Origin of the sequence: Mycolicibacterium aichiense, assembly GCF_010726245.1 — a bacterium.
In the GTDB taxonomy this organism is placed as follows: Bacteria; Actinomycetota; Actinomycetes; order Mycobacteriales; family Mycobacteriaceae; genus Mycobacterium; species Mycobacterium aichiense.
In genome coordinates this window covers 646,691-673,263 of record NZ_AP022561.1, presented here as the reverse complement: position 1 = coordinate 673,263, position 26,573 = coordinate 646,691, and the positions used below count along the sequence as shown (strand labels likewise).

25 protein-coding genes, 1 tRNA gene and 2 pseudogenes are annotated in these 26,573 nt (G+C 66.6%); 18 read left to right on the top strand and 10 right to left on the bottom strand.

Going from position 1 to position 26,573, the window contains the following annotated elements:
- The first annotated feature begins 147 nt into the window (after positions 1-147).
- The 10 genes from G6N32_RS03215 (at position 148) to G6N32_RS03170 (ending at position 9,685) form a co-directional block, all read left to right on the top strand.
- Positions 148-741 (top strand): TetR family transcriptional regulator, encoded by a 594-nt coding sequence (locus tag G6N32_RS03215; protein ID WP_115317392.1) that lies wholly within the window; start codon positions 148-150, stop codon positions 739-741.
- Complete coding sequence (locus G6N32_RS03210; RefSeq protein ID WP_115317393.1) at positions 738-1,952, top strand: cytochrome P450; 1,215 nt, start codon at positions 738-740, stop codon at positions 1,950-1,952. The genes G6N32_RS03215 and G6N32_RS03210 overlap by 4 nt, the downstream gene beginning before the upstream one ends.
- Positions 1,953-1,974: 22 nt before the next feature.
- Positions 1,975-2,799: an SDR family oxidoreductase gene (locus G6N32_RS03205; RefSeq protein ID WP_115317394.1), complete on the top strand. Its 825-nt coding sequence runs from the start codon at positions 1,975-1,977 to the stop codon at positions 2,797-2,799.
- Positions 2,796-4,154: a lanosterol 14-alpha demethylase gene (locus tag G6N32_RS03200; protein ID WP_036341667.1), complete on the top strand. Its 1,359-nt coding sequence runs from the start codon at positions 2,796-2,798 to the stop codon at positions 4,152-4,154. Before G6N32_RS03205 ends, G6N32_RS03200 begins: the two co-directional genes overlap by 4 nt.
- Positions 4,155-4,163: 9 nt before the next feature.
- Entirely contained in the window at positions 4,164-4,367 is a 204-nt protein-coding gene (locus G6N32_RS03195; protein WP_102807214.1) for a ferredoxin Fdx, read from the top strand.
- An 11-nt stretch (positions 4,368-4,378) separates the two neighbouring features.
- Positions 4,379-4,927, top strand: a complete 549-nt coding sequence (locus G6N32_RS03190; protein WP_036341669.1) for a nuclear transport factor 2 family protein — start codon at positions 4,379-4,381, stop codon at positions 4,925-4,927.
- A 171-nt stretch (positions 4,928-5,098) separates the two neighbouring features.
- On the top strand, positions 5,099-6,232 hold the full coding sequence (locus tag G6N32_RS03185; RefSeq protein ID WP_036341670.1) for an NDMA-dependent alcohol dehydrogenase: 1,134 nt from the start codon (positions 5,099-5,101) through the stop codon (positions 6,230-6,232).
- A gap of 87 nt (positions 6,233-6,319) precedes the next feature.
- The gene (locus G6N32_RS03180) at positions 6,320-8,272 is read left to right on the top strand and encodes an oxidoreductase (RefSeq protein WP_115317395.1); all 1,953 of its coding nucleotides are present in this window, start codon (positions 6,320-6,322) and stop codon (positions 8,270-8,272) included.
- A 36-nt stretch (positions 8,273-8,308) separates the two neighbouring features.
- The gene (locus tag G6N32_RS03175; RefSeq protein ID WP_115317396.1) at positions 8,309-8,734 is read left to right on the top strand and encodes a nuclear transport factor 2 family protein; all 426 of its coding nucleotides are present in this window, start codon (positions 8,309-8,311) and stop codon (positions 8,732-8,734) included.
- A gap of 81 nt (positions 8,735-8,815) precedes the next feature.
- Positions 8,816-9,685 (top strand): SDR family NAD(P)-dependent oxidoreductase, encoded by an 870-nt coding sequence (locus tag G6N32_RS03170; RefSeq protein WP_115317397.1) that lies wholly within the window; start codon positions 8,816-8,818, stop codon positions 9,683-9,685.
- A 1-nt stretch (position 9,686) separates the two neighbouring features.
- Here the strand turns inward: G6N32_RS03170 and G6N32_RS03165 are convergent, their stop codons facing one another.
- Positions 9,687-11,558: a glycosyltransferase family 39 protein gene (locus G6N32_RS03165; protein ID WP_232077460.1), complete on the bottom strand. Its 1,872-nt coding sequence runs from the start codon at positions 11,556-11,558 to the stop codon at positions 9,687-9,689.
- Between the two features lie 97 nt (positions 11,559-11,655).
- A complete protein-coding gene (locus G6N32_RS03160) occupies positions 11,656-12,876 on the bottom strand; it encodes a bifunctional glycosyltransferase family 2/GtrA family protein (protein WP_115317399.1) in 1,221 nt (406 codons plus the stop codon).
- Between the two features lie 108 nt (positions 12,877-12,984).
- Between G6N32_RS03160 and G6N32_RS03155 the strand changes: the two genes are divergently transcribed.
- Entirely contained in the window at positions 12,985-13,389 is a 405-nt protein-coding gene (locus tag G6N32_RS03155) for an HIT family protein (RefSeq protein WP_115317400.1), read from the top strand.
- On the opposite strand, the gene G6N32_RS03150 is transcribed toward G6N32_RS03155, so the two are convergent.
- Entirely contained in the window at positions 13,386-14,825 is a 1,440-nt protein-coding gene (locus G6N32_RS03150; RefSeq protein ID WP_115317401.1) for a sensor histidine kinase, read from the bottom strand. The genes G6N32_RS03155 and G6N32_RS03150 overlap by 4 nt on opposite strands.
- A gap of 38 nt (positions 14,826-14,863) precedes the next feature.
- A complete protein-coding gene (locus G6N32_RS03145; protein ID WP_102807223.1) occupies positions 14,864-15,583 on the bottom strand; it encodes a response regulator transcription factor in 720 nt (239 codons plus the stop codon).
- 128 nt (positions 15,584-15,711) lie between these two features.
- On the opposite strand from G6N32_RS03145, the gene G6N32_RS03140 reads away from it, so the two are divergent.
- Positions 15,712-16,458: a hypothetical protein gene (locus G6N32_RS03140; protein ID WP_115317402.1), complete on the top strand. Its 747-nt coding sequence runs from the start codon at positions 15,712-15,714 to the stop codon at positions 16,456-16,458.
- Positions 16,459-16,504: 46 nt separating this feature from the next.
- Positions 16,505-16,579: transfer RNA gene (locus G6N32_RS03135), tRNA-Thr, on the top strand.
- A 99-nt stretch (positions 16,580-16,678) separates the two neighbouring features.
- On the opposite strand, the pseudogene G6N32_RS28720 reads toward G6N32_RS03135, so the two are convergent.
- Positions 16,679-16,774, bottom strand: a pseudogene (locus G6N32_RS28720) (HNH endonuclease); the annotation flags it as partial.
- Here G6N32_RS28720 and G6N32_RS28715 point away from each other — a divergent pair.
- Positions 16,767-16,853: pseudogene (locus G6N32_RS28715) on the top strand (HNH endonuclease); the annotation flags it as partial. The pseudogenes G6N32_RS28720 and G6N32_RS28715 sit on opposite strands and share 8 nt — an antisense overlap.
- On the opposite strand, the gene G6N32_RS03120 reads toward G6N32_RS28715, so the two are convergent.
- Positions 16,850-17,941, bottom strand: a complete 1,092-nt coding sequence (locus G6N32_RS03120) for a GGDEF domain-containing protein (RefSeq protein WP_115317403.1) — start codon at positions 17,939-17,941, stop codon at positions 16,850-16,852. The pseudogene G6N32_RS28715 and the gene G6N32_RS03120 sit on opposite strands and share 4 nt — an antisense overlap.
- 126 nt (positions 17,942-18,067) lie before the next feature.
- On the opposite strand from G6N32_RS03120, the gene G6N32_RS03115 reads away from it, so the two are divergent.
- Positions 18,068-19,090, top strand: coding sequence for a phosphotransferase family protein (locus G6N32_RS03115; RefSeq protein WP_115317404.1), 1,023 nt, complete (start codon positions 18,068-18,070; stop codon positions 19,088-19,090).
- Positions 19,087-19,851, top strand: a complete 765-nt coding sequence (locus G6N32_RS03110) for an SDR family NAD(P)-dependent oxidoreductase (protein WP_115317405.1) — start codon at positions 19,087-19,089, stop codon at positions 19,849-19,851. Before G6N32_RS03115 ends, G6N32_RS03110 begins: the two co-directional genes overlap by 4 nt.
- On the opposite strand, the gene G6N32_RS03105 is transcribed toward G6N32_RS03110, so the two are convergent.
- Genes G6N32_RS03105 through G6N32_RS03095 form a run of 3 tightly spaced genes read right to left on the bottom strand, consistent with a single transcriptional unit; the run spans position 19,852 to position 22,729 of the window.
- Entirely contained in the window at positions 19,852-20,430 is a 579-nt protein-coding gene (locus tag G6N32_RS03105; RefSeq protein ID WP_115317406.1) for a TetR family transcriptional regulator, read from the bottom strand. It abuts the gene before it with no gap.
- Positions 20,427-21,437, bottom strand: coding sequence for a zinc-dependent alcohol dehydrogenase family protein (locus G6N32_RS03100; RefSeq protein WP_115317407.1), 1,011 nt, complete (start codon positions 21,435-21,437; stop codon positions 20,427-20,429). Before G6N32_RS03100 ends, G6N32_RS03105 begins: the two co-directional genes overlap by 4 nt.
- Positions 21,434-22,729, bottom strand: coding sequence for an acyl-CoA dehydrogenase family protein (locus G6N32_RS03095; protein WP_115317408.1), 1,296 nt, complete (start codon positions 22,727-22,729; stop codon positions 21,434-21,436). Before G6N32_RS03095 ends, G6N32_RS03100 begins: the two co-directional genes overlap by 4 nt.
- Positions 22,730-22,770: 41 nt before the next feature.
- On the opposite strand from G6N32_RS03095, the gene G6N32_RS03090 reads away from it, so the two are divergent.
- Complete coding sequence (locus tag G6N32_RS03090; RefSeq protein WP_115317409.1) at positions 22,771-23,802, top strand: NADPH:quinone oxidoreductase family protein; 1,032 nt, start codon at positions 22,771-22,773, stop codon at positions 23,800-23,802.
- 9 nt (positions 23,803-23,811) lie between these two features.
- Here the strand turns inward: G6N32_RS03090 and G6N32_RS03085 are convergent, their stop codons facing one another.
- Positions 23,812-24,606 (bottom strand): DUF2127 domain-containing protein, encoded by a 795-nt coding sequence (locus tag G6N32_RS03085; protein ID WP_115317410.1) that lies wholly within the window; start codon positions 24,604-24,606, stop codon positions 23,812-23,814.
- A gap of 219 nt (positions 24,607-24,825) precedes the next feature.
- Here G6N32_RS03085 and G6N32_RS03080 point away from each other — a divergent pair, with 219 nt between their 5' ends.
- Complete coding sequence (locus G6N32_RS03080) at positions 24,826-26,565, top strand: Ig-like domain-containing protein (protein WP_115317411.1); 1,740 nt, start codon at positions 24,826-24,828, stop codon at positions 26,563-26,565.
- Positions 26,566-26,573 lie beyond the last annotated feature (8 nt).

Below are 26,573 nucleotides of genomic sequence, written 5' to 3'. Positions count from 1 at the left end.
CGTGTCCGAGATTTCGTCTTTCGCACCATAGCGGCAGACGCGGGCGCGGTGCAAGGGTATCTCCTGGGACCACACAAAGAACGCCATGAACAGGTAATTCATTACCGCCTCTTGCCTTGCCAGACACACTTCCGATAACTTGGACATGTGTCCAGCGATGCCGCCACGGCTGTCAGCCCCAACGGGGATGACGTGCCGCGCAATCGCCGCCAGGAAGAAACCTTCCGCAAGGTGCTTCGGGCCGGCATGGAGATGCTGCGGGAGTCGTCCTACGCCGACCTCACCGTCCGCGCCGTCGCCGCGCGCGCGAAGGTCGCACCGGCCACCGCCTACACCTACTTCTCGTCGAAGAACCACCTGATCGCCGAGGTGTACCTCGACCGCGTCCTCGAGGTGCCCTACTTCACCGACGTCAACGAACCCCGTCTGCACCGCGTTCAGCAGTCGCTGCGCAGCCTCGCGCTGGTGATCGCCGACGAGCCGGAGTTCGCCGCGGCCTGCACCACCGCGGTACTGAGCAACGACGCCGGCGTGGTCCGGGTGCGCGACCGGATCGGCGCCGAGATCCACAAGCGCATCAAGTCGGCGTTGGGACCGGACGCCGATCCGAAGATCGTGTCCGCACTGGAGATGACGTACTTCGGCGCGCTCGTGCATGCCGGCAGCGGCACCCTGAGCTACCGCGAGGTCGCCGACCGAATGGAATACGTCGTGAGTCTTATCTTGGGAGAGAACCAATGAGCGTGCAGAGTCCGGATATTCTGCTCGACCCGTACAACTACGACTTCCACGAAGATCCCTACCCGTACTACAAGCGGCTGCGCGATGAGGCTCCGCTGTACTACAACGAGGAACTGAAGTTCTGGGCGCTGTCCCGCCACTCCGACGTCCTGCAGGGATTCCGCAACAGCACGACGCTGTCCAACAAGTTCGGTGTCTCGCTGGATCCGGCGTCACGCGGCCCGCATGCCTCCAAGACCATGTCGTTCCTGGCGATGGACGATCCGGCCCACCTGCGGCTGCGGACCCTGGTCTCGAAAGGCTTCACCCCGAGGCGGATTCGCGAACTCGAGCCTCGGGTGACCGAGATCGCCACCAAACATCTCGACGTGCTGATGGAGAAGGCGGCCACCGGGGAGACGGTGGACTACGTCGACGAGTTCGCGGGCAAGCTGCCGATGGACGTCATCTCCGAACTGATGGGCGTACCGGAAGCCGACCGCGTTCAGGTACGGGCCTGGGCCGACGGCGTGATGCACCGCGACGAGGGTGTCACCGACGTTCCTCCAGAGGCGGTCGAGGCGTCGCTGAACCTGATCGTCTACTACCAGGCGATGGTCGAGGAGCGGCGCACGAGTCCCACCGAGGACCTGACCTCAGCCCTGCTGGAAGCGGAGATCGACGGCGACCGCCTCACCGACGACGAAGTGCTGGGCTTCATGTTCCTGATGGTCATCGCCGGCAACGAGACCACCACCAAACTGCTTGCCAATGCCGCATTCTGGGGTCACAAGAACCCCGACCAGCTGGCCGAGGTCTACACCGACCTGTCCCGCGTACCGCTGTGGGTCGAGGAGACCCTGCGCTATGACACGTCCAGCCAGATCCTGGCCCGCACGGTCGCCGGCGATCTGACGCTCTACGACACCGTCATCCCCGACGGCGACGTCGTCCTGCTGCTGCCGGGATCGGCCCACCGTGACGAGCGCGCCTTCGAGCGTCCCGACGATTACCTGATCGGTCGCGACATCGGCGCCAAGCTGCAGAGTTTCGGCAGCGGCGCACACTTCTGCCTCGGTGCGCACCTGGCCCGGATGGAGGCGCGGGTTGCGTTGGAGGAGTTGTTCAAACGTATCCGCGGCTATGAGGTCGACGAAGCGAATTCGGTGCGCGTCCACTCCAGCAATGTCCGCGGTTTCGCCCATCTGCCCATCACAGTGCAGCCCCGCTAAAGGACGCCCGAAAGGTTCCCGAATGCCCCGTTTCGACCCTCTTCCCGACCGCAGGCCCGCGCTGGTCGCCGGTGCCTCGTCCGGTATCGGTGAAGCCACCGCGATCAAGCTGGCCGCCAACGGTTTTCCCGTCGCTCTGGGTGCCCGTCGGGTGGACAAGCTGCAGGAGATCGTGGACAAGATCCGTGCCGACGGTGGCGAGGCCATCGCAGTGCACTTGGACGTCACCGACCCCGACTCGGTAAAGGCCGCCGTAGAGCAGACCACCGCCGAACTCGGCGAGATCGAGGTACTGGTGGCCGGTGCGGGTGACACCTACTTCGGCAAGCTCGACTCGATCAGCGTCGACGAGTTCGAGTCCCAGATCCAGATCCATCTGGTCGGCGCCTACCGCGTCGCCTCCGCAGTCCTGCCAGGCATGCTCGAACGGCAGCGTGGCGACCTGATCTTCGTGGGATCTGATGTGTCGCTGCGGCCACGGCCCCACATGGGCGCCTACGGTGCGGCCAAGGCCGCCCTGGTGTCGATGGTGACCAACTACCAGATGGAACTGGAAGGCACCGGGGTGCGCGCCTCGATCGTCCATCCCGGCCCGACCAAGACCTCGATGGGCTGGAGCCTGCCGGCCGAACTCATCGGACCGGCACTGGAGGACTGGGCCAAGTGGGGACAGGCCCGACACGACTACTTCATGCGCGCCGCCGACCTCGCCCGCGCCATCACGTTCGTCGCGGAGACCCCCCGCGGCAGCTTCATCGCCACTATGGAGCTCCAGCCCGAAGCGCCGTTGGCCGACAACAAAGACCGCCAGAAGCTCGCCCTCGGCGAGGAAGGGATGCCATCGTGACCATCACGAAAGAGGTTCAGCGAGTCTCCGGTGGCGAGGAGGAACACGGCCACCTGGAGGAGTTCCGCACCGACCCGATCGGGCTGATGCAGCGCATCCGCGAGGAGTGTGGTGATCTCGGCTGGTTCCAGCTCGCCGACAAGCAGGTCATCCTGCTGACCGGCTCCGAGGCCAACGAGTTCTTCTTCCGCTCCCCCGACGCCGACCTGAACCAAGCCGAGGCCTACCCGTTCATGACGCCGATCTTCGGCGAGGGCGTGGTGTTCGACGCGGACCCGGAGCGTCGGGCGGAGATGCTGCACAACACCGCGCTGCGCGGCGAGCAGATGAAGGGCCACGCGGCGACCATCGAGAACGAAGTGCGCCGGATGATCGAAAACTGGGGCGACGAAGGCGAAATCGATCTGCTGGAGTTCTTCGCCGAGCTCACCATCTACACCTCGACCGCATGCCTGATCGGACTGAAGTTCCGCAACCAGCTCGACTCGCGATTCGCGAACTACTACCACCTGCTCGAGCGCGGCACCGACCCGCTCTGCTACGTCGACCCCTACCTTCCGATCGAGAGCTTCCGGATCCGTGACGAAGCCAGGGCCAGCCTGGTGGAGCTGGTGCAGGAGGTCATGACCGGCCGAATCGCCAACCCGCCCACCGACAAGAGCGATCGCGACCTGCTCGACGTCCTGGTGTCCATCAAGGACGAAGAGGGCAATCCGCGCTTCTCGGCCAACGAGGTCACCGGCATGTTCATCTCACTGATGTTCGCCGGGCACCACACCAGCTCGGGCACCTCGTCGTGGACGCTGATCGAGCTGCTGCGCAACCCCGACTACTACGCCAAGGTGCAGCAGGAGCTCGACGACCTCTACGCCGACGGCCAGGAGGTGAGTTTCCATGCGCTGCGCCAGATCCCGAACATCGACAACGCGCTGAAGGAGACGCTGCGACTGCACCCGCCGCTGATCATCCTGATGCGGGTGGCCCAGGACGAGTTCGAGGTGCAGGGTTATCCGATCCACAAGGGCCAGATGGTGGCCGCCTCACCGGCGATCTCCAACCGGATCCCCGAGGACTTCCCCAACCCGGATGCCTTCGACCCGGATCGCTATGAGAAGCCCCGGCAGGAAGACATCGTCAACCGCTGGACCTGGATCCCCTTCGGCGCCGGGCGACACCGGTGCGTCGGTGCCGCGTTCGCCCAGATGCAGATCAAGGCGATCTTCTCGGTTCTGTTGCGGGAGTATGAGTTCGAGATGGCACAGCCGCCGGAGAGCTATCAGAACGACCACTCCAAGATGGTGGTGCAGCTGGCCCGGCCGGCGAAGGTCCGCTACCGCAAGCGAGTGAAGGCGTGAGGGCCTGAAATGGGCTGCTACCGCATCGAACTCGACGAGGACCTATGCCAGGGGCACGCCATGTGCGAACTGGAGGCGCCCGACGTCTTCCGGGTTCCCAAACGCGGTGCCGTCGAGATTCTCGACAGCGAACCCCCCGACGAGATGCGCGACGACGTCGAGCGCGCCGTAGAGATGTGTCCCACCCGAGCTCTATCCATCATCGAAAAATAGAAGGCGGAACAATGACTTCATCTTCCAAACGAGAAGCACTCGACGACTGGGTCCAGCGCTGGCTGCAGGCCAACAAAGACTCCGAGGCGGCCGGCGACTGGAAGAACCTCGCGGAGTTCTACACCGACGACGCCACCTACGGCTGGAACATCGGGCCCAAGGAAGACGTGATGTGCGTCGGCAAAGACGAGATCCGCGATGTCGCACTCGGCATGGAGATGGAAGGCCTGGAGAACTGGGTCTACGAGTACCAGAAGGTCCTTGTCGACGAGAAGCAGAACGAGATCGTCGGGTTCTGGAAGCAGATCGCCAACAAGTCCGACGGCACCCGCGACGAGATTTACGGCATCGGCGGCAGCTGGTTCCGGCTCAACGACGATCTGCTGATCGAGTGGCAGCGCGACTTCTTCGACTTCGGCCACGTGCAGAAGGCCTTCGTCAAGCTGATCTCGTCGGGCGATCTGACCCCCACCATGCAGAAGCGCATCGAGCGCAGCGTCGCCGGTGAGAAGCTGCCCGGTTACTACCCCCTCGGTGAGGCTCCGGTACCGATCTGGTGAATACTCGACAGGCGTCAAGTAATCGGCCCCCGGCAGTGACTTGGAAAGTGACGGAGGTCATAATGGTCAGCAGGACAGGAACACGTTCTAATTCTTGCCTAGATTGACCATCCGGCACGGCCGGCCGCCCTGGAAAACCCCGGGGTCGGGTTTTGCGAGTGGAGGTTCGCTGTGAAGACAAAAGGTGCTCTCATCTGGGAGTTCAACCAACCGTGGTCGATCGAGGAAATCGAGATCGGCGACCCGGTCAAAGATGAAGTCAAAATCCAGATGGAAGCTTCGGGCATGTGCCACAGCGACCACCATCTGGTCACCGGCGACATCCCGATGGCCGGTTTCCCGGTTCTGGGCGGTCACGAGGGCGCCGGAATCGTCACCGAGGTAGGCCCGGGCGTCGAGCACCTGGCCCCCGGCGATCACGTGGTGCTCTCGTTCATCCCGTCGTGTGGTGAGTGTCCGGCCTGCCAGGAAGGGCTGCGCAACCTGTGCGACCTGGGCGCTGGCCTGCTGGCCGGCACCGCGGTGTCCGACGGCACCCACCGCATCCACGCCGTGAAGAACGGCCAGCCGGTCATCCCGATGACGCTGCTGGGCACCTTCAGCCCGTACATGGTGGTGCACAAGAGCTCGGTGGTGAAGATCGACCCGACCATCCCGTTCGAGGTGGCCTGCCTGGTCGGCTGCGGCGTGACCACCGGCTACGGCTCGGCCGTCCGCAGCGGTGACGTCCGCCCCGGCGACGACGTGGTGATCGTCGGCGTCGGCGGCGTCGGAACCGGTGCCCTGCAGGGCGCGCTGAACGCCGGCGCGCGCAACATCTTCGCCGTCGACCCGGTCGAGTTCAAGCGGGACAACGCACTGAAGTTCGGTGCCACCCACGCCTACCCCGACATCTTCAGCGCGATGGCCGGCGTTGCCGAAGTCACCCAGGGACGGATGGCGCACAAGACCATCGTCACCGTGGGCGAGCTCAAGGGCGAGGACATCGACCACTACATGAACATCACCGCCAAGGGCGGCACCGTGGTCGCCACCGCCGTGGCGAACATGGCCGACAGCAATGTCACGCTGAACCTGGCGATGCTGACCCTGATGCAGAAGCGCTTGCAGGGCACCATCTTCGGTGGCGGCAACCCGCACTACGACATCCCGCAGCTGCTGTCGATGTACAAGGCGGGCCGGCTGAACCTCGACGACATGGTGACCCGGCAGTACCGCCTCGAGCAGGTCAACGAGGGCTACGCGGACATGCTGGAGGGTCGCAACATCCGCGGCGTCATCCGCTACACCGACGAGGACCGCTGACCTGCGCGTGTCCCTGATGGACCTTCCGGGCCGTGCCCGCCTTGCCGAAAGGCGCGGGCACGGCCCGGAATTCATGGTGCAGCGCCCATGAGCACCTTCCCGAACCTGTTGTGTGAAGGCCGCATCGGCTCGATGACGGTGCGCAACAGGCTCGTGATGTCTCCGATGGAGACCATGTACGGCACGCCCGACGGTCTGCCGTCGCAGCGCACCCGCGACTACTTCGCCGCCCGCGCCGAAGGCGGCGTCGGGTTGATCACCGTGGGCGCCACCGGCATCGACCACCTGCAGCCCGAGACTCCGGGCGGGCTGCACCTCGGCACCGACGAGTCAGTGAGCGCCCACCGTGCACTGGTCGAGGCCGTGCACGAGCATGGCGCGAAGATCCAGCCGCAGATCGTGCACGCCGGCCCCGACGGGCTCGGACCCGAGATGCACGGCGTCACATCGCTCGGCCCGTCGGTGATCCCGTCCTATCTGACCGGACGTCCCTCGGCCGAGGTGACCGAGGCCCAGTTGACCGGGATCATCGACCTGTTCAAAGCCGCCGTGCGCCGCGCGGCCGAGGCCGGCTATGACGGCATCGAACTCCACGCTGCCCACGGATACATGTTCCTGGGCTCTTTCCTTGCACCCCAACGCAACCGGCGCATCGACGACTACCGCGGCGACACGGCCGGTGGCCGCATCCGGGTGGTGTTGCAGACGCTGGCGGCCATCCGATCAGAGATCGGCGACGCCTTGCCGATCACGCTGCGCATCTCCGGCTACGAACGGGTGGCCGGCGGCCGCCCGAGCTACGAGACGGCGCAGATGGCACCGCAACTGGTGGCGGCCGGCGTCGATGCCTTCCACGTCAGCGGTGGGGTGATCGACCGCCTGGTCACCGGGATGGTGAATGCCGCCGACGACGGCGACGCACTCAACGTGGGTGCCGCGGCCGCGGTGAAGCAGGTGGTCGATGTGCCGGTGATCGCGGTGGGCCGCATCCACGACCCGGCGCGCGCCGAGCAGATCCTCGCCGACGGCCGCGCGGACTTCATCGCGATGGGCCGGCCGATGCTGGCAGATCCGAACCTGGCCGCCAAACTTCACGCCGGCCAATCGGATCGGGTTCGCCGATGCATCTCGTGCGAGAACTGCATCGACGCCATGGAGCAGCGATTCTCGGTCGACTGCGCGGTGAACCCCCGCACCGGTAAGGAACGTGAACTCGCGGCGCACCCGGTCGCGGAGCCCAAGCACGTCGTCGTCGTCGGCGGCGGGCCAGGCGGTCTGGAGGCCGCCCGGGTGGCCGCCGAACGGGGGCACCAGGTCACGTTGTTCGAGCGCAACGCCGAATTGGGCGGCGCTCTGGTGTGGGCGTCGATCGTGCATCCGGAGAACGAACCGTTCCTGCGGTACCTGCGCGGTGAGATCGCCGCCAGCACCGTGACGCTGGAGATGTCACACGCGGTCGGCGTCGACGAGGTCGCCGCACTGGAGCCAGATGCGGTGATCGTCGCGACCGGCGCGGAGATCGCGGTACCCGACATCGACGGGGCCCGCCATTCCCGGGTGATCAGCGGTCATGGGGTGCGCGACTTGCTGGTGAACCCTGCCGCGCTCCCGGCTGGTCGCCGAGTCGTGATCGTCGGCGGCAGCCTCGCAGCAATCCAGCTCGCCGAATATCTCTGCGCCCAAGACAGATTCGTCACTGTGCTGGAATCCGGCCGGACCATCGCCGCCGAAGTGGGCCTCAAGCGTCGCACCGAACACATGGACCGGCTCGACCGCCTGGGGGTGCCGCTGCACGTGCGCGCCGACGTGCACCAGATCACGGACGACAGCGTGGTGTTCACTCCGCACGGCGGCACCCGCCGCGAACTCGCGGCCGACGCCGTGATCATCACCGGCCGTCTCGAGGCGGACACCGCCCTGTTCGACGCCCTCACCGACCGGTTGCCCGGCGCCAAGGTTCATGCCGTTGGCGACTGCACCGGTCTGGGACTGATCCGTAAAGCCACCGACGATGGCGCTCGCGCCGCCTGCAGTATCTGACAAACCCCCGGTATCTGACAGCATAAGGAGAATCTGATGTCCACCACCACCGAACAAACTCCCGCACTGGCCGCATCGCAGGCATCCTGGCGCGCCGTGATGTCCCACGACCGCGAGGGCTGGTTGGCCCTGATGGCCGACGATGTCGTGATCGAGGACCCGATCGGGCAGGCCATCACCAACCCCGACGGCAACGGCGTGCGGGGCAAGGCGGCCGTCGCCGACTTCTACGACGCCAACATCGCCGTCAACAACCTTCGCGTCACCTGCGAGGAGACGTTCCCATCGAGCTCGGCCAACGAGGTTGCGCACATCCTGGTGCTGCGCAGCCAGTTCGAGGGCGGAATGACCAGCACGGTGCGCGGTGTGTTCACCTACTCCGTCAACGACGCCGGCCTGATCACCAACATGCGGGGCTACTGGAACATGGACGGCATGCAGTTCGGCCAGGCGGTTCAGTGAGTCTGGCCGGAGTTGGCGCGCCAGCGCCGGCGGAGGTTGGGCGAAGCTGGGACCGCCTCATCTACTCAGCTCCCGCTGACGGTGAGTGAGCGCCCGCTCGAGGGCTTCGGTGCCGTCGTCGTCGGCGGCTCACGGGGTATCGGGGCCGCCGTCTCGGCGCTGCTGGCCGAGTGCGGGGCGGGTGTTGTGGTCAACGGCCGCGATGCAGCGGCCGCTGAGGCGACGGTCGCCACCATCGTCGACGCCGGTGGCCGCGCCATCGCACACGCCGGCTCGGCCGCGGACGAAGCGATCGCCGAGCAATTGGTCGGCCTGTGCGAGAGCGAATTCGGTGCTGTCGACGCCCTGGTGAACTGCGCCGGCGCACCTGAGCCGCCCGGTTCGTCGATACTGTCCGTCACAGCTGCCGAGTTCCGCGCGCTCCTCGACATCCATGTCGGAACCACGTTCGCGACCTGCCGGGCGGCCGCCCCCAGAATGGTGGCCCGCGGCCGAGGCGCGATCGTCAACACCAGTTCCTTTGCCTTCCTTGGCGATTACGGCGGAACCGGCTATCCGGCAGGCAAAGGTGCGGTCAACGGCTTGACGATGGCGATCGCGGCCGAGCTGGCCGAGCACGGTGTGCGCGCCAACGTGGTGTGCCCGGGTGCCAAGACCCGGCTGTCCAGTGGGTCGGACTTCGAGGCACAGATCGAATCGTTGCGGCAACGCGGCATCCTCGACGACGTCAGCGCCCACGGTGCGCTCGACGCCGCGCCCCCGGAGTACGTCGCCCCGATGTACGCCTACCTGGTCAGTGACCTTGCCAGCACGATCACCGGCCAGATCTTTATCGCCGCAGGCGGTTTCGTGGGGCGGTTCGACAAGCCCTCGCCAAAGTTCATCACTTACCGGGATCATCACGACTGCCCGCCGTGGACAGTCGGCGAGATCGCGACGATGCTCACCTGACCTACGCCGTGAGGTCGTAGATCAGGACTCTGCCGACCCGCACCGGGGTGAAGTTGCGCTGAACCCATTGCTGGATAAGCGCATTGGTGTCCAGATGTCCCCACTTGTCCTCGTGGACCGGGTTGGTGACGATGAAGTAGTGGATACGCTTGGACAGCGCCATCCGCAGAAACTCGTCGGGTGCCGGGGAAGGATCAGTGCCGTTGAATCCACCGACCGGCATCACCGGGTGACCGCTGGCCAGTTGATACCCGGCCGCGCACATCGATCCGATGGTCGCGGCCACCCAGGTGTATCGCTGCGCATCGGCGTCGAGCAGGCCGACCAGCTGCCGGTCGGGCACGCCGGAGTCCAGCAGGCTGCAGCCGACCAGATGCGGTCCGGTGGTGGACGATCCCGGGGGCAGCAGGAATCCGGGCCCGCTGACCGACGTGATCTCGGCGCGCTGGGCCGGCGCGACACCCTTGGTCATTGCCGTCACAACGCGTGGAACGGGTCCGGTGATCGGCAGTGCGCCGGAATTGCCGCGTTCGACGGTCGTGACGCTGTAGGCCACGGGTCCGCCGAACGCGACCAGTACGCCTGCCGCGATGATCACCGGCATCGGGATGGCGGTGACGATCAGCCCGGCCAGCACCAGGACGGCGGCCAGCGGGACCGCCCACCGCAGCCACGGGTAGAAGCCAGGAACGTGCCGCAGCACGATCACCGCGGTGGCGGCCGTCAGCACCACCGCGACCGCCAGCGCCACCCTGACCCACAGCCGTTGTCGCTCTTGCCAACTCACTGCAATGCCGATGCCGGTCAGCGCGGCGATCGGCGGCGCGAGGGCCACGGTGTAGTACGGGTGAAAGATTCCGGCCATGTAGCTGAACACCCATGTCGTGACCAGCAGCCAGAGCACCAACACTCCGATGGCGGCGCGGCGCAGATCCCGGCGCGCGGCTCGGCCCCGCCACACCAGCAAGGCGACCGCGAACACCAGTGCGGCGGGCAGTAGCCAGCCGATGCCACCGATCTGCTCCGGCTCGAACATCCTGCCGATGCCGGGCTGACCCCAGGGGTGCGGCGATGTCCGGCCACCGGTATGGACCGGCGAGATGAAGCCGGGCGAGGCGATGCTGCCCGGCTCGTCGCCGTTGAGCCTGCCGAAGCCGTTGTAGCGCAGCGTCAGTTCGAGGATCGAATTGGTCTGCGTCCCACCGATCCACGGCCGCGAGCCAGCCGGCCACAGCTGCACCAGCAGCACCCACCACCCCGCTGCGGCCACGGCGGCGGCCAGCGCCGTCACGAGTTGCCCCAGCCGGGTGAGCAGCGATCGCGGACCGGCCACCAGGTACGGGATCGCCAGCGCGGGCAGCACCAACGCCACTTCGAGCTGCTTGGTCAGATACCCCAGTCCCACACAGCATCCCGACACCAACAGCCAGCGCAGTCGACCGTCGTCGATCGCCCTCAGCAGGGCCCACACCGCGGCGATCATCAACAGGACCAGAAGCGCGTCGGGGTTGTTGTAGCGGAAGATCGTCACGGCCACCGGGGTCAGCGCCAGGACCGTGCCCGCCATCAGTGCGGCTCCTTCACCGAACGGCCGGCGGACGGCATCCCAGAGCAGTGCGACAGAGGCCACTCCGATGATCGCCTGGGGAGCCAGGATGCTCCACGAGTTGAGGCCGAACAGGCGGATGGCCAGGGCCGGGAGCCACAGCGACAGAGGCGGTTTGTCGACGGTGATCGAGTTGGCAGCGTCGGACGATCCGAACAACAACGCCTTCCACGACTGCGAGCCGGCCTGCTCGGCAGCGGAATAGAACGCGTTGGCCCACCCCGAGCGGTCCAGGGCCCACAGGTAGAGAACGGCGGTCGCGGTCAATAAGACGACCAGCGCCCACCGCTTCGGCGATATTCGGGTGTGTCGGGTAACCGATTGTGCTACGCCGACTTCCGGTGACTCGACGGTGATCGTCATATCAGCGGGTGGGGGCGCCGAACACCCGTCGCAACGCCACGAATCGCACGAGGGTGGCGACCAGGTTGGCCGCGACCAGAACGGACAGTTCGACGCCCTTGCCGACGGTCGGGTCGTAGCGGTGCAGCAGATACAGCGAGCCGCTGGTGATGGCCAGCCCGAATGCGAAGATCAGCAGGCCGTGGACGTGGTGGCGGGCGACACCGGCGCGGCCGCGGATGCCGAAGGTGAAGGCTCGGTTGGCGGCGGTGTTGGCCAGCGCGGTGAGCAGCAGGGCGGTCAGGTTGGCCGCCTGCGCGCCGAGCGCGGGATGCAGCGAAAGATACAGCAGCGCAAAGGCAATGGTGCTGGCGATGCCGATCAGGCCGAAGCGGACCATCTGGCCGACCATGCCGCGGGGCACGCCGGGCACCAGCGGCTCGCGGCCCAGCGCGGCCTGCAGGTCGCGCAGCGGCAGCGCTCCGGTGGTCAGCGCGCGGCCGACTCGCCAGCAGCCTTTGAGGTCTTCGATCGCGGTGGCGAGGATGTCGACGCGGGAGTCAGGGTCGTCGATCCAGTCGACCGGTACCTCGTGGATGCGCAAGCCGGCCTTCTCGGCGAGCACCAGCAGTTCGGTGTCGAAGAACCATCCGGTGTCGGCGACCAGCGGCAACAGCTGGCGGGCGACGTCAGCGCGCAGCGCCTTGAAGCCGCACTGGGCGTCGGAGAACCTCGCGCCGAGCAGGCCGCGCAGCAGCAAGTTGTAACCGCGGGACACCAATTCGCGCTTGATGCCACGCACCACCCGCGACGAGGCGGCCAGCCGCGAACCGATGGCGATGTCGGAATGCCCGGACACCAGCGGCGCGACCAGAGGCATGAGCGCTGAAAGATCGGTCGAGAGGTCGACATCCATGTAGGCGACGACGTCGGCCGGCGACGACGCCCACGCTGCGGCGAGCGCGCCGCCGCGGCCCTTGGCGTCGAGGTGGATCACGTCGACGTCGGACAGTTCCTCGGCGAGCTCCCGCGCCACCGACAAGGTGTGGTCGGTACTGGCGTTGTCGGCCACGATGATTCGGGCCCGGTAGGGCACCTCGTCGAGCAGGAACTGGTGGAGCCGTCGCACGCAGGCCGCGACGTCGCGCTCCTCGTTGTACACGGGGATGACGATGTCGAGAACGTAGCGACCCCCGACGCCGATCGCAGCGGTGTGCTGCTCGGCCGGCAGGGTGTCGGTCATACCGATGATCCTCGCGTCCCAAGCTGCTGCGGCACTGGGCCGGATCTGAGGGGTTGCTGTGAGCCAGCTTCATGATCGGCCCCGGGCGGCTACTCATATGCTTGGCCCATGGCCTCCGTCTTCACCAAGATCATCAACCGCGAACTGCCGGGACGATTCGTCTACGAAGACGACGAGGTCGTCGCGTTCCTGACCATCGAGCCGATGACCCCCGGGCACACGCTGGTGGTTCCGCGGGCCGAGGTCGACAACTGGCAGGACGTCGAGCCGGCCGTGTTCAACAAGGTGATGGCGGTGTCCCAGCGGATCGGCAAGGCCGTGTGTGCGGCGTTCGGCGCGCAGCGGTCCGGGCTGATCATCGCCGGGCTCGAAGTGCCGCACCTGCACGTGCATGTTTTCCCCGCGCGGAACCTGTCCGACTTCGGTTTCGCCAACGTCGACCGCAATCCCTCCTCCGCGTCGCTCGACGAGGCGCAGGCCAAGATCAAGGCCGCGCTTGCCGAACTCGGCTAGATCGCTGGGGCCACCGGGGTTGCGACATCGGCGATGCGCGGCAGGCTGACCCGAAAGCAGCAGCCCTGGCCCGGCGCGGTAGACACCGTGACGCGGCCACCGTGGGCGTAGACCAGCGAGTCGACGATCGACAACCCCAGCCCGGTGCCACCACTGGCGCGGGCGCGGGAGGAGTCGGTGCGATAGAACCGCTCGAACACCCGCCGGGCGTCCTCGGGAGTCATGCCGGGCCCTTCGTCGGCGACCTCGAGCACCGCGTCGTCGGACGACGTGCCCACCCGCACACTGATTCGGGCGGTCTCCGGGGTGTGCTGCAGGGCGTTGGCCACCAGATTGCCCAGCACCTGACGCAATCGGGCCTCGTCGCCGATGACCTCGGGGGTGCCGGGACCGTCGAAGACCTCCATGGTGATGGTCCGCTTGGGGGCGATCGACTGGGCGTCGTGCACGGCGTCGGTGGCCAGGGTGAGCAGGTCGACGCGGCGCTGTTCGAGCGGGCGCTGCGCGTCGAGGCGGGCCAGCAGCAGCAGATCGTCGACCAGTAAGCCCATCCGCCGCGACTCGCTTTCGATGCGGGACATCAGCATCTCGACGTCGCGGGCCGCGCCCTGCCGGTAGAGCTCGGCGAAGCCGCGAATGGTGGTCAACGGGGTGCGCAATTCGTGGCTGGCGTCGGTGATGAAGCGCCGCATGCGCTCTTCGGAGGTGCGGGCCTGCTCGGCGGAGTCCTCCGATGACGCCATCGCGGTCTGGATCTGGGCGAGCATGCCGTTGAGCGCCAACGACAATCGGCCAACTTCGGTGCGTGGATCACGTTCGGGCACACGGCGATCCAGCTGTCCGGCGGCGATCGCGGCGGCGGTCTTCTCGACTTCGACGAGCGGCCGAAGGCTGCGGTGCACCACCCAGTAGCCGGCGACCCCGAGGATGATCAGCACAGCGATGCCTATCGCGAATTGCGACCACGCCAGACTGCGGACCGTGGACTGGATGTCGGACATGTCGATCGCCACCGTGGTCAGCTCGCCGCTGGGCCCGCGCACCGACACCGCACGCCACTCGACCGGCGAGTGCTCCAGTGAGCCGACGGTCACCGGCACCGGCCCGACGTCGTTGTCGTCGGGCAGCGCGGGTTCGGCGTCCCGGTCGTTGACGGCCATCCAGATGTGACCGTCGGCGTCGACGCCGCGGACGTAGAAGTTGGACGGCGGACGGGCCGGGTTGGGCTCCTCGTCGGGCGGAGGCATCCGGCGCGGAGCCTGGGCCCAGCCCCGGGAGGCGTCCAGCAGGGTCTGGTCGGCGCGGTTGATGAGGTCATGCTGCAGGGTCGAGGTGACCGCGATCCCGGAGGCCAGCAGGCCGCATCCCACGAGCAGCAGCATGGCGGCCACCAGGCCGACCCGCAGCGGCAACGCTCGGTGGTAGGGCCTGGGCATCTCTCTATTGTTCGCGCCGATCGGCGCGATGCGCCGGATTACCGCGGCTCCCGCAGCACGTATCCGACACCGCGAAGGGTGTGCAGGAGGCGCTTTTCACCGGTGTCGATCTTCCGGCGCAGGTAGGATACGTAGGACTCAACGACATTGACGTCGCCGCCGAAGTCGTAGCGCCAGACGTGGTCCAGGATCTTGGGCTTGCTGAGCACGGTGCCGGCATTGATGACGAAGTAACGCAGCAAGGTGAATTCGGTCGGCGAGAGCGAGACCGGCTCTCCGGCCTTCCACACCTCGTGGGTGTCCTCGTCGAGCTCGATATCGGCGAAGCTCAGCCGCGAATTGCGCGGCTCCTCCACACCCTTGCCTGCGCGACGCAGGATCACCCGCAACCGGGCGACGACCTCTTCGAGGCTGAACGGCTTGGTGACGTAGTCGTCGCCGCCCAGGGTGAGTCCGGCGATCTTGTCCTGGAGGCTGTCGCGCGCGGTCAGGAACAGCGCAGGCGCGTCGATGCCGTCGGCGCGCAGCCTGCGCAACACACCGAAACCGTCCATGCCGGGCATCATGACGTCGAGGATCACGGCGTCGGGCCGGACCTCCCGAGCGCGGTCGAGGGCCGCCGGGCCGCTGGACGCGGTGTGGACCTCGAAGCCCTGGAACTTCAGGCTTACCGACAGGAGTTCCACGATGTTGGTCTCGTCGTCCACGACGAGGACACGTGCCTCGGGTTTGGTTTCGGGTGTAACAGGTGCGGCCATGCTGACAATTTCCTCTCACATTGGTGAACTCACGCTGCCTAGGCGCTGTGAGATTCCTGTGAGTTGGTTTTCTCGCTGTTTAGCCGATACCTCCGGTTACAAACTTTTTCCGCTCCTACACTTGTGAAATGGACCTGGCGAAGACGCTCGTTGGCCTTGCCAGCGCACCGGTACGGGCGGGCCTGGCCGCAGCCGAGGTCGGTCTCGACGTCGCCAAAGTGGGCATTGACCTGACCAAACAAGCGCTGGGTGAGGCGGGGGTAGCAGCATCACCGAGTTCGATGGCGCAGGTGTTCGGCTTGGAGGACACCATCTCGCGGGCGAACAAGCTCGCCCAATTGCTCGACGATGACGCCCCCTTGGGGCGGGCCCTGGCACCGGACGGACCGCTGGACCGTCTCATGCGGCCGGGCGGTCTGATCGACCGGATGACCGCGCCGGACGGTGTTCTGGATCGGTTGACCGCCGAGGGCGGCGGACTTGACCGGTCGCTCGCGCCGGGCGGTCTGGTGGACCAGCTTCTCGACGAGGACGGCCTGATCGAGCGGATCCTCGGCGAGGAAGGGCTGGCCGACCGGCTGATGGCCGAGGGCGGCCTGGTGGAGAAGCTGACCGCGCGCAACGGCCCGCTGGAGCAGCTGGCCGACGTCGCCGACACGCTGAACCGGCTGGCGCCCGGGCTGGAAGCGCTGGCGCCGACGATCGAGACGCTGCGCGAGGCGGTCACCACACTGAGCCTGGTGGTCAACCCGCTCAGCAATATCGCCGACCGCATCCCGATCCCGGGCCGCCGGCGCAGCTACACGCCGCCGCGCCCGGTCGGCACCGAGCGGGTGCGCAGCGAGCGGTTGGTCATCGACGACGACGAGCAGTGAGTTCGCTAGTCTGTTAGACGTGTCGGGTCATTTTGCGCCGACCAATGCCTCCTTAGCTCAGTGGTAGAGCAACATACTTGTAATATGTAGGCCATCGGTTCGATCCCGATAGGGGGCTCCATATTTGGAGCATATGTCCAGCTAGTTGATCTTTCGTCGTACTCGGCATTCATGCCAAGACCGTTTTCCCCGGACGCCATCCGACGCTCCAGCAAACATCTCAGAACGAGAGGCCGTCGGCGTATCGCTGCCGCCGGTAGTAGCGCCCCCTCCCGCGATTTTTAGCCTTGAACGTCGGCAGCTGGCTGTCGCAGTTGCCGACGTACAAGGACCGCAACCGTGGCAACGGCCGCCACTACCGTCGGCAGCGGTATGCCAACGGTCAGACGTACTAGCTGTCGCCCGACGCCATGACGACCCGATTCCGCCCGCTCTGCTTGGCTTGGTAGAGCGCGCCATCCGCGGCCTGTAGGAGATCTTGCGGTGAAGTGATGCCGGCGTCGGTGGCCGCGACGCCGATGCTGATCGAGATCGGGCGCTTGGGCCACGGCGCACGCTGCACGGCGCGGCGGAACCGCTCGCCGAGCACGAACGCACCCTTGCAGGTGGTTTCGGGGAGCACGACCGCGAACTCCTCGCCGCCGTAGCGGAACAGCGAATCGGAGACCCGGAGTTCGGATTGCAGCAGACGGGCAACCCCACGCAGCACCTCGTCACCGGCCGGGTGTCCGTGGATGTCGTTGAATGCCTTGAACAGGTCGACGTCAATCATGATCAGTGACAAGGTGGTGCCGCGGGTTTGCGCCCGCATGCACTCCTCGTCGAGAGTCATGTCGAATGAGCGGCGGTTCTTCACTCCGGTCAACACATCGGTTACCGATTGAGACTCCAGGTGCACCCGCACCTTTTCGATGTCGCGCTGATACTCCTGCAGCAGTTCCACGTACTTTTCCTGGTCAAGCACCGCCTGCTCCAGAGTCTCGATGCTGCGGCGTAGCTCGAGCTGCACGATGATCTCGCGGGACAGAATCGCCAGCGCCTCCCGCTGTGTCTCGCTGAGAGTTCGCGGCTGACGGTCGATCACGCAAATGGTGCCCAGCGCCTCACCGGTCGGCGCCACCAGCGGCGCGCCGGCGTAGAAGCGGATGTGCGGGTCGCCGGTCACAAGGGGATTGGTCGCGAAGCGTTCGTCGGCGGTGGCATCCTCCACGGTCATCACGTCGTCGGGATTCATGATCGCGTGAGCGCAGAACGCCTGCGAACGCGGAGTTTCGCTGACCCCGAGACCGAAGTCGGCTTTGAACCATTGCCGATCCTCGTCCAACAACGAGATGAGCGCGATGGGCGTGCCGCAGATAGCCGACGCCAACTTGACGAAGTCGTCATAGGCCTGCTCCGGCAGCGAGTCCATGATGTTGTAATCCGCAAGGACATTCAGTCGCTCACGCTCGTTGGCTGGTATCGGAAAAGCGGCCTCTGACATGTGCTCCCCCATAGTTCCTTGACACCAGTCACTGATATCTCACAGCTACCCCCGCCAGCAGGATCCTAACTCGATAGTGGAACGTAGTCGGTGACAACGCCACTACCCACGGTGTACAACCCATAGGTGGCGACCGACTTCGATGTCCCGCGGTTCACCGCGTGGCTGGCCGAGGTCACCGGCGAGCCTGCCGACGTCGAGGTGACGCCGATCCGCGGCGGCGGCAGTTGCGAGATGTTTCGCGTCGACCGGCTCGGCGAACCGTGGGTGGTGCGCCGCGCTCCCGTCGCGGCGGTGTCCGCCACCGCGCATCAGGTGATCCGCGAAGCGCGCATCATGGAAATCCTGGAATCACAGGGCATTCCAGTGCCGAAAGTTCTGGCCCGCTCCGAAGACCCCGCCGTCCTCGGCGCACCCTTCTTCGTGATGTCTTTCGTCGACGGCGACGTCATCCGCCGCGAGGGCCTGCCCGAGGCACTACGACAAGACCCGCGGTCGCAGGACACGATCGGCGAGCAACTCGTCGACACCCTGGCGCAATTGCACGCCGTCGATTGGGCATCGACCGCACTGGCCGAGATGTCTCACCCGGACGGCTTTCTCGGGAGGCAGGTGGATCGCTGGCTCGGCCAACTCGACAGTTACCGGGTCCGGGACCTACCCGACGTCGGTGAGCTGGCAAAGTGGCTCAGAGAGCACCTCCCACAGCACGGCGATCTGACCGTCATGCACGGTGATTACAAGGTGGACAACGTCATCTGGGCACCGGCAGCACCGCCGCGCATCGCCTGCGTGGTGGACTTCGAGATGACCACCGTCGGTGATCCGCTCATCGACCTCGCCTGGGCGATGATCTTCTGGCCTGAGGAGGGCAACCCCATCGCGCTTGCCGCCCCCGGCACGCCCAATGGCATCCATCCCGACTACTGCCAATCACCGGAACAGCTCGTCGACCGATACGCAGCCAACACCGGTCGCGACATGTCCACCTTCGACTGGTATCAGGTGTTCAGCGCGTGGAAGCTCGCCATCGTCCTGGAAGGCTCCTACGCCAAACATGTTCGCGGCCAATCCCGCAACCCGGTTCACGAAGTCTTCGGCGGGATCGCCGACAGCCTGCTGATCCGCGCCAGGAGGTTCGCCCGATGACCGACCCGCTGTTCGACGTCTCCGGCCGCGTTGTGCTGATCACCGGCGGCAGCCGCGGACTCGGCGCCGCCATGAGCGTCGGCCTCGCCGAGCGCGGCGCGAAGGTCGTGATCGCCAGCCGCAAGCTGGCCTCCTGCGAAGCACTGGCCGATCACATCACCAGCCACGGTGGCGAGGCGTTCCCGCTGCAGTGCCATGTCGGCGACTGGGAAGATCTGGGAGCCGTCGTCGACGCAGCCACCGAGCGCTGGGGTCGGCTCGACGGGTTGGTCAACAACGCCGGGATGAGCCCGCTGGCCCCGTCATTGCTCGAAACGTCGGAGACGTTGTTCGACAAGGTCATTGGTGTCAACCTCAAAGGCCCTACCCACCTGACTGCCCTGGCCGCGAACGCCATGGCGAATACCGGGGGCGGGTCGATCGTCAACATCAGCTCGCTCGCATCGGTGAAGCCGACCCCCGTCGCGCCGGTCTACGGCGCCGCCAAGGCCGGCCTCAACGCGCTCACCAAAGCGACAGCACTCGAGTTCGCCTCCGACGGTGTGCGGGTCAACTGCATCATCTGCGGAACATTCGACACCGACGCCGCAGCGGGCTTCGTCCGCAACCCGGACACCCTGCCCGACGTCGTCAAGCCGATCGCACTGGGGCGGGTCGGCCGACCCGAGGAGGTCGTCGGCGCCGTGGTCTACCTGCTGTCCGACGCGTCCAGCTACACCACCGGATCACTGATGACGATCGACGGTGGCGTCACCGGGTAGTCAGCTGTCGCGGCGGATGCCCTCGATCAGGTAATCGATGTGCAGCGAGAACAACTCGTCGATCTCGCCTGCGGTCACGCCATCGGGATGACTACCCGCCAATCGATTACGGCCGACCGGCACCTCCAGCGGCGGGTGGTCCATCGCGACGAAGCCCACCGTCGCCCACGTCAGCAGCCGGCAGGCCCGCACCGCTTGGTCACGCGACATCCCGTCGCGACGCATGCACTTCAGCAGCGGCCGGGACGCCTCCAGATATGCGGGTCGCTTCACCTGGAGGAAGAGCCTGCTGTCGGCTGCTTCGCTAAGCCGTTGCCGCAGTTGCGAAGTCCAGCGCCGCGCATAGTCCGGCCACAACTCCCCATCGAAGGGCTCCGGAGCCAAGTCGGCCAAGAAGTGGTCAGCGACGGCAGCCAACAGCGCGTTCTTATTGCCGATACGGGCATACACCGGCGGCGGGGTCACCCCGAGCCGGCCGGCCACACTGCGCATGCTGACCGCGTCGAGGCCGCCCTCACGGAGGATGTCCACTGCGGCGGCCACGATTTGTTCAGGCCGCAAATCGATCTCACCGGTCATGAGATCCTCAGCGCGATCTTGCCGACATGCTCGCCGGCCTGCAACACGCGGACGGCTTCGCCCACCTCGGTCCAGTCGAAGACATGACTGATGTGCGGCTTGATGCCGGCGGTGGAGATCAACTCACACAGCTCAACGAAGCTCAGCACACTGCCGACGGTGATGCCGATGACCCGAATGTTGTTGAGCATCAACTCGGCAACGGGTATCGGCGCGGCATCGAACCCCGTGAGCACACCGATCACTGCGACGGTGCCCCCCATCCGGGCGGCACGCACCGAGTGGGCCAGCGTCTGTGGGCCACCCAGGTCGACCACCAGATCGGCGCCACGTCCGCCGGTGATGCGCTTGACCTCGTTCTCCCAGTCCGGCGTGGCGCGGTAGTTGATGAGGTGCGCCGCCCCCAAGCCAGATCCGATGTCAAGCTTCTCGTCAGACGATGAGGTCAGGATGACCTCCGCACCGAGCGCGTGCGCGAACTGGACGGCGAACAACGACACGCCGCCGGTGCCCTGCGTGACGACGACGTCGCCAGGCCCGATTCCGGCCTCCAGCAATGCATTCCACGCGGTGACTCCCGCGCATGGCAGCGTCGCCGCCTCGATATCACTCAAATGCGTTGGCGTCGCGACCAGCCCGTCGCTTGCCGCGATGCGGTACTGCTGCAACCAGCCGTCCCCGCTGTCGCCGGGCAGTTCGGCCTTGGCCTGCGGGGTGGGCGGACCGTCCTGCCAACCCGGGTGGAAAGCGCTCATCACGCGGTCGCCCACCGAGAAGTCGGTGACGTCAGACCCGATCGCCACGACCTCCCCCGCGCCGTCGCTCATCGGGACACGAGGCCACTCACCCCAGATCAGGCCGGCCAGATTCACCATGTCGTGATAGTTGACGCTCGACGCGTTGACCTTCACCAGTACTTCACCCGCGCCGGGATGTGGCACCGGCCGCTGCTCCGGTTCCGGCGCTGCCCCTTGCGCCGTCATCACCATCGCCGTGTAGGTGCTCATGCGATTCCCGCTTCCTGCCTCAGCTGTTGCCACTTCTGTTGCGCCGCAGGGCGGCGCGACGGCAGATGTTCGGTCGGCCACCCGTCGACGGGTTGGTACTTCTTGAGCACATGCCGGGCCAGCACCGACTTGTGCAGCTCGTCGGGGCCGTCGCCGATCGACCCGAACCGGGTGATTCGGTACCACTGCTCGACGGGCAGGTCACCGGAGTACCCCAGCGCTCCACACACCTGAATCGTGCGGTCGAGCACCGCGAGCACGACCTTCGACACGTGCGCCTTGACCATGCCCAGGTCGGCACGCACCGCACTGGCCCCCAGCCGATCCATCTTCCAGGCGGTGTGGAACGTCAACAACCTAGCGGCCTGAATTTCGGTGTGCGACAACGCGATGTAGTCCTGAACCATCTGATGCTCACCGAGGAGGCGGCCGTGCGATTGCCGCGATACGGCACGCTCCCCCATGATGTCCAGTGCGCGTTGCGCCTGCCCGAGCCAGCGCATGGCATGGTGAATCCGTCCGCCACCGAGGCGCTGCTGGGCCAGCAGGAAACCCGCGCCCCGCTGCCCGATCAGATGATCCGCCGGCACCCGGCAGTCCCGGAACATCACCTCGGCATGGTTACCGCGCCGGCCGTACTCCGGGTCGGAGTGCGCCATCGTGGGAATCTCCCGGACGATCTCGAGTCCGGGCGTATCGGTCGGCACCACGAAGATCGATGCGTGCCGGTGCGGCCGCTTGTCGGGGTCGGTCTCGGCAACCACCAGAATGATGTCGGCGCACGACGCGTTGGTGGTGAACCACTTGTGGCCGTTGATGATCCAACTGTCGCCGTCCGCGACTGCCGTCGTGGCGATGACGGTCGGATCGGCGCCGGCCAGGAACGGCTCGGTCAGGGCGAAGGCACTCGAGATCTCACCGCGCAGATTCGGGAACAGCCAGCGTTGTTTCTGCGCCTCGTCGGCGCCGTGGGCGAGCAACTCCATATTGCCGCTGTCCGGGGCCTGCACACCGAACAGTTCCATCGAGACCATGGCGCGGCCGATGATCTCCGACATCAGCGCCAGTTTGAGTTGTCCGCCGCCGGTACCGCCGAGGCTGGGATCGAGGAACATGCCCCAGAGTCCCTGCGCCTTGACCCGTTCCTGAAGATGACGCTTGACCGCCTGCCATTCCTCGGCCGGCAGCTCGGACAGGATCGGCTCCAGCGGGATCACGTCGGCGTCGATGAACTCGCGCATCCACGCCAGCTGCTCGGCGAACTCGGGGTCGGTTTCGAAATCCCACGCCATGCCAGCCCTTCCGCCTAGTCAAATCACAGTGTAATCATGGTGTGATCGTCGAGCGCAACGCCGCGGAGGTCGGACCGATGAGAGCGTGGCAGGTGCAGGGCCCCGGCGAGCCCGAGGCCGTCTTGAGGTTGGTGGAGCGCGAGGTGCCCGCCCCTGGGCCCGGTCAGGTTCGGGTCCGCGTCGCGGCGGCCGGAATCGGGCTACCGGACGTCCTGATGTGCCGCGGCACCTACCCACTCACCCCTGCCGTTCCCTTCACCCCCGGGCAGGAGCTGGCGGGCACGGTAACCGCGGTCGGTCCCGGAGTCGAGGTCCCGATCGGCACCCGGGTCATGGGCGTCAGCGATTTCATGAACGGCAACGGCGCGTTCGCCGAGGAAGCGCTCGCGCCGGCGACGTCGCTCCTCCCGGCACCCGCCGCGCTCGACGATTGCGCCGCCGCCGGCTTCTGGATCCCCAATGTCACCGCGTGGACCGGCCTGGTCGATCGCGGGCAGCTACGCCCCGGGCAGCGTCTGGCGGTGCTCGGCGCGGCCGGCGGCAGCGGCATCGCCGCCGTCCAACTCGGTAAGGCATTGGGAGCCACAGTGATTGCGGTGGTCGGCGAGCAGAGCCGTGCCGAGTTCTGCCGATCGTTCGGCGCTGACCACGTCGTGGTGGCCAGAGACGACGCAGCCGACGACGGGCGTCCCCTGGCCCAGGCCCTGCGCGAGATCACCGACTGGCAGGGCGTCGACATGATCTTCGACCCGGTCGGCGGCGCTCAGGGCAGCACCGCGATGGGCGCACTGGCCCGCCACGGCCGGCACCTCGCCGTCGGTTTCGCCAGCGGCAGCTGGCCCACGGTCGACGTCCAGATGATGGCGGTCACCAACACCTCACTGGTGGGCGTGCTCGCCGCACCGCAATCGCGCGAACACACCGAGTACGTGCTGCGCGGCCTCACCGACCTCCTGGACCGCGGCGCCATCGGCGACACCGTCCGCAACAGGTGGGCATTCGACGACGCTCCCGTCGCGCTCGCGCGGGTAGCCGACCGCAGCCAGCTGGGCAAATGCGTCCTTGACCTGTGAGCTCAGCGGTCAGGCCAGGGCAGCTCGCTCGACATCGAGCAACTGTTCGCCGCGCCGTTCGTCGTCATAGGCCTGTCGGCCACCGCGCAGGCCGAACAGCCGCTTGGACACCACCAGATAGATCACCGCGGCCACGTTGATGACGAATGCTCCTCCGCGGGTGAATGTGACCCCCTTGACCAGGAGGTCATAGACCTCCAACGGCAGGAAGATCGACGTCGCGACCACGGCGAAGTATTCGCCCCAGCGCGACAGCAGCCACAACCCGATGCCCTCGATCATCTCGAGCAGCGCGTAGACGAGCAGCGCGACGAACACCAGCATCAGCGTGCTGGGCTTGGTGGCCAGCGCCTTCTCCAACTCGTGCACCGCGGTCATCTGGTCGACTTTGATTCCCGAGGCCCGGAGCAGGGGCAGGTCGCGTTCGACGGCGGCCTGGATCGAGCCCCGCGCGCCGCGGAACTGCCACACCGCCCACGCGGCGAGCGCGATCAACAGCGCCCGGACCCACCGCTCCACCGCCAGCGCCCGCACGATGATCGCCTGCCGCAACGCGCTGCCGCGAAGGATCAGCGGGGCGTGGTCTGCTGGGCCGCGACCATGTGGAGGTCCGACGACGAACTCCCCGCACCGCAGGCACCGCCATACTTCGCCCAGACCGGTCGTCCCGCTCAGCCGCCCGGCAAGAGCGGCATCGTCGGGCGCGTAGGTGACGTGTCCCCGGCGCGCACAGGTGAACAGTTCCCAGCGGTTCATGCCGCGGGGCGAGTTCGCCGCCGTGCGCTGCTCCTTCGATATCGCCATCGACCCATCATGTCGCTTCCCGATGTCAACTAGCTGGGGCTGTCACAGTCGGGGCGACGTTCGCGCGTAACCGCTCCCCAAAGCCGGCGACTTAGCTTAATATTCGCTGAGAAAGCAAACGGGTACACGGCCGCACCTGCGGTTTGGCACCCACACCGGGGGGTTTGCCTGAAGTCCGCCGACTTCACCGGCAACAGATGACACGAAGGCGGTTCTTCCATGGCAAATGTCCAGCGTGGCGCACGAGCTGGTGCGGCCGCCGTCGCATTGGGCCTGTCTCTGGCGTGGCCGACCGTCGCCATTGCCAGCGCCGACAGCCCCGACAAGGATTCCTCCTCGGTATCGGCAGGTCCGGCAAAGGCGAGTAGCGGGACCGCGAAATCGGCCCGCACCGCCAGGGCCGGCCAGGACAGTGCCGCATCGTCGTCGTCGAAGACGCCGTCTGCTGCCGGCAGCAGCACCCGCAAGCCCACCTCAGCGGCGCGCGTCCACGCCAGCACCCCCAGCGCGACCACCGTCGAGAAGCCGAAGGCGCAGTCCAGCCGCTCGGTCTCCGATGCCTCGGCCGTCGCGAGCTCCGACACCGAGAGCACGCCGGCGCAGACGACCGACAACCAGCAGCCGGCCACGAGCTCGGCGACCCAGTCGGCGACAGCCACACCGGTCGCCGCCGCCACGACGACGTCGACGGTCACCGCCTTCCGCGTGCCGTCGGCCAGCGCCTCGCCCACCGATGTGCTGACCGGTCTGGTCGGCTCGGTGCAGGGGCTCTTCGAGGGTGCAGCCCTGTTGGTGCGCCGCACGTTCTTCAACGAGGCACCCAAGGTCACCCCGGTTCAACTCACCGGTGAAGTCACCGGACCCATCACCGGCAAGATCGGCGCAACCGACCCTGAAGGCGATCGCCTCGTCTACAAGGTGACCCAGCAAGGCCACTACGGCACCGTCAGCGTCGACGCCGCGGGCAACTACACCTACACCCCGAACGATCCGGGCTCCAACATCGTCGACTCCTTCGTCGTCTCGGCCACCGATACCGGGACGCACATCAACCTGCTCAACTGGTTCCGGACCTCCAGCACCTACGCGGCCGGCTCGATCTACCAGGAACCCGCGGGCACCCCGCGGATCACCTACACCTTCACCTACGGCAACGGCTCGCAGTTCTGGTCCAGCGCTGCTCGCGCGGAGCTCGCGGCGACAGCCATCTACCTGTCGAGCTATTTCGTGCCGGAGCACAACGTCACCCTCACGTATGCGGTCACCGGCCAGTACTCGCTGGCGGGCGCAACACTGGCATCGGCAGGCAGCGACCTGGTCAGCGACCAGGGCTTCTCGAATACCGTTGTGCAGCAGAAGATTCTCACCGGCGTGGACCCCAACGGGTCGGCGGCCGACGGCACGATCGACTGGAACTTCGGCTATGGCTGGGGCTATTTCTCGACGGTGCCCGGGGGAAGCTACGACTTCCAGTCCACCGCAATGCACGAACTGCTGCACACCTACGGCTTCCTGTCGGTCGTGGACAAGGCCGGCAACAACACCGTCGAGAACTGGACCGACTTCGACAGGTTCATGGTGGACAAGAACGGCAACTCGGTGTTCACCGGCACGACGTTCAACACCGCCTACAACTCGAACCTGACCGGCGGCGTCAGCAACGGCATGTACTTCGGTGGCGCCAACGCGATGGCGGCCAATGGCGGTAACCCGGTGCCGCTGTACAGCCCGAGCCCGTGGGAGTCCGGCAGCTCGATGTCGCACCTGAACGACGACTACTACACGGGCGCCAACGAGAAGCTGATGAACGCCTCGTCGGACACCGGGCTGGGCGTCCGGACGCTGAGCACCATCGAGATCGGCATCATGAAGGATCTCGGTTACACGATGGTGTCGGCGTCCCCGACCGTCGCGGTGCTGTTCATCGGCCTGATGCTCGTCCGCCGCCGCAGGCGGTAGTCACCCGC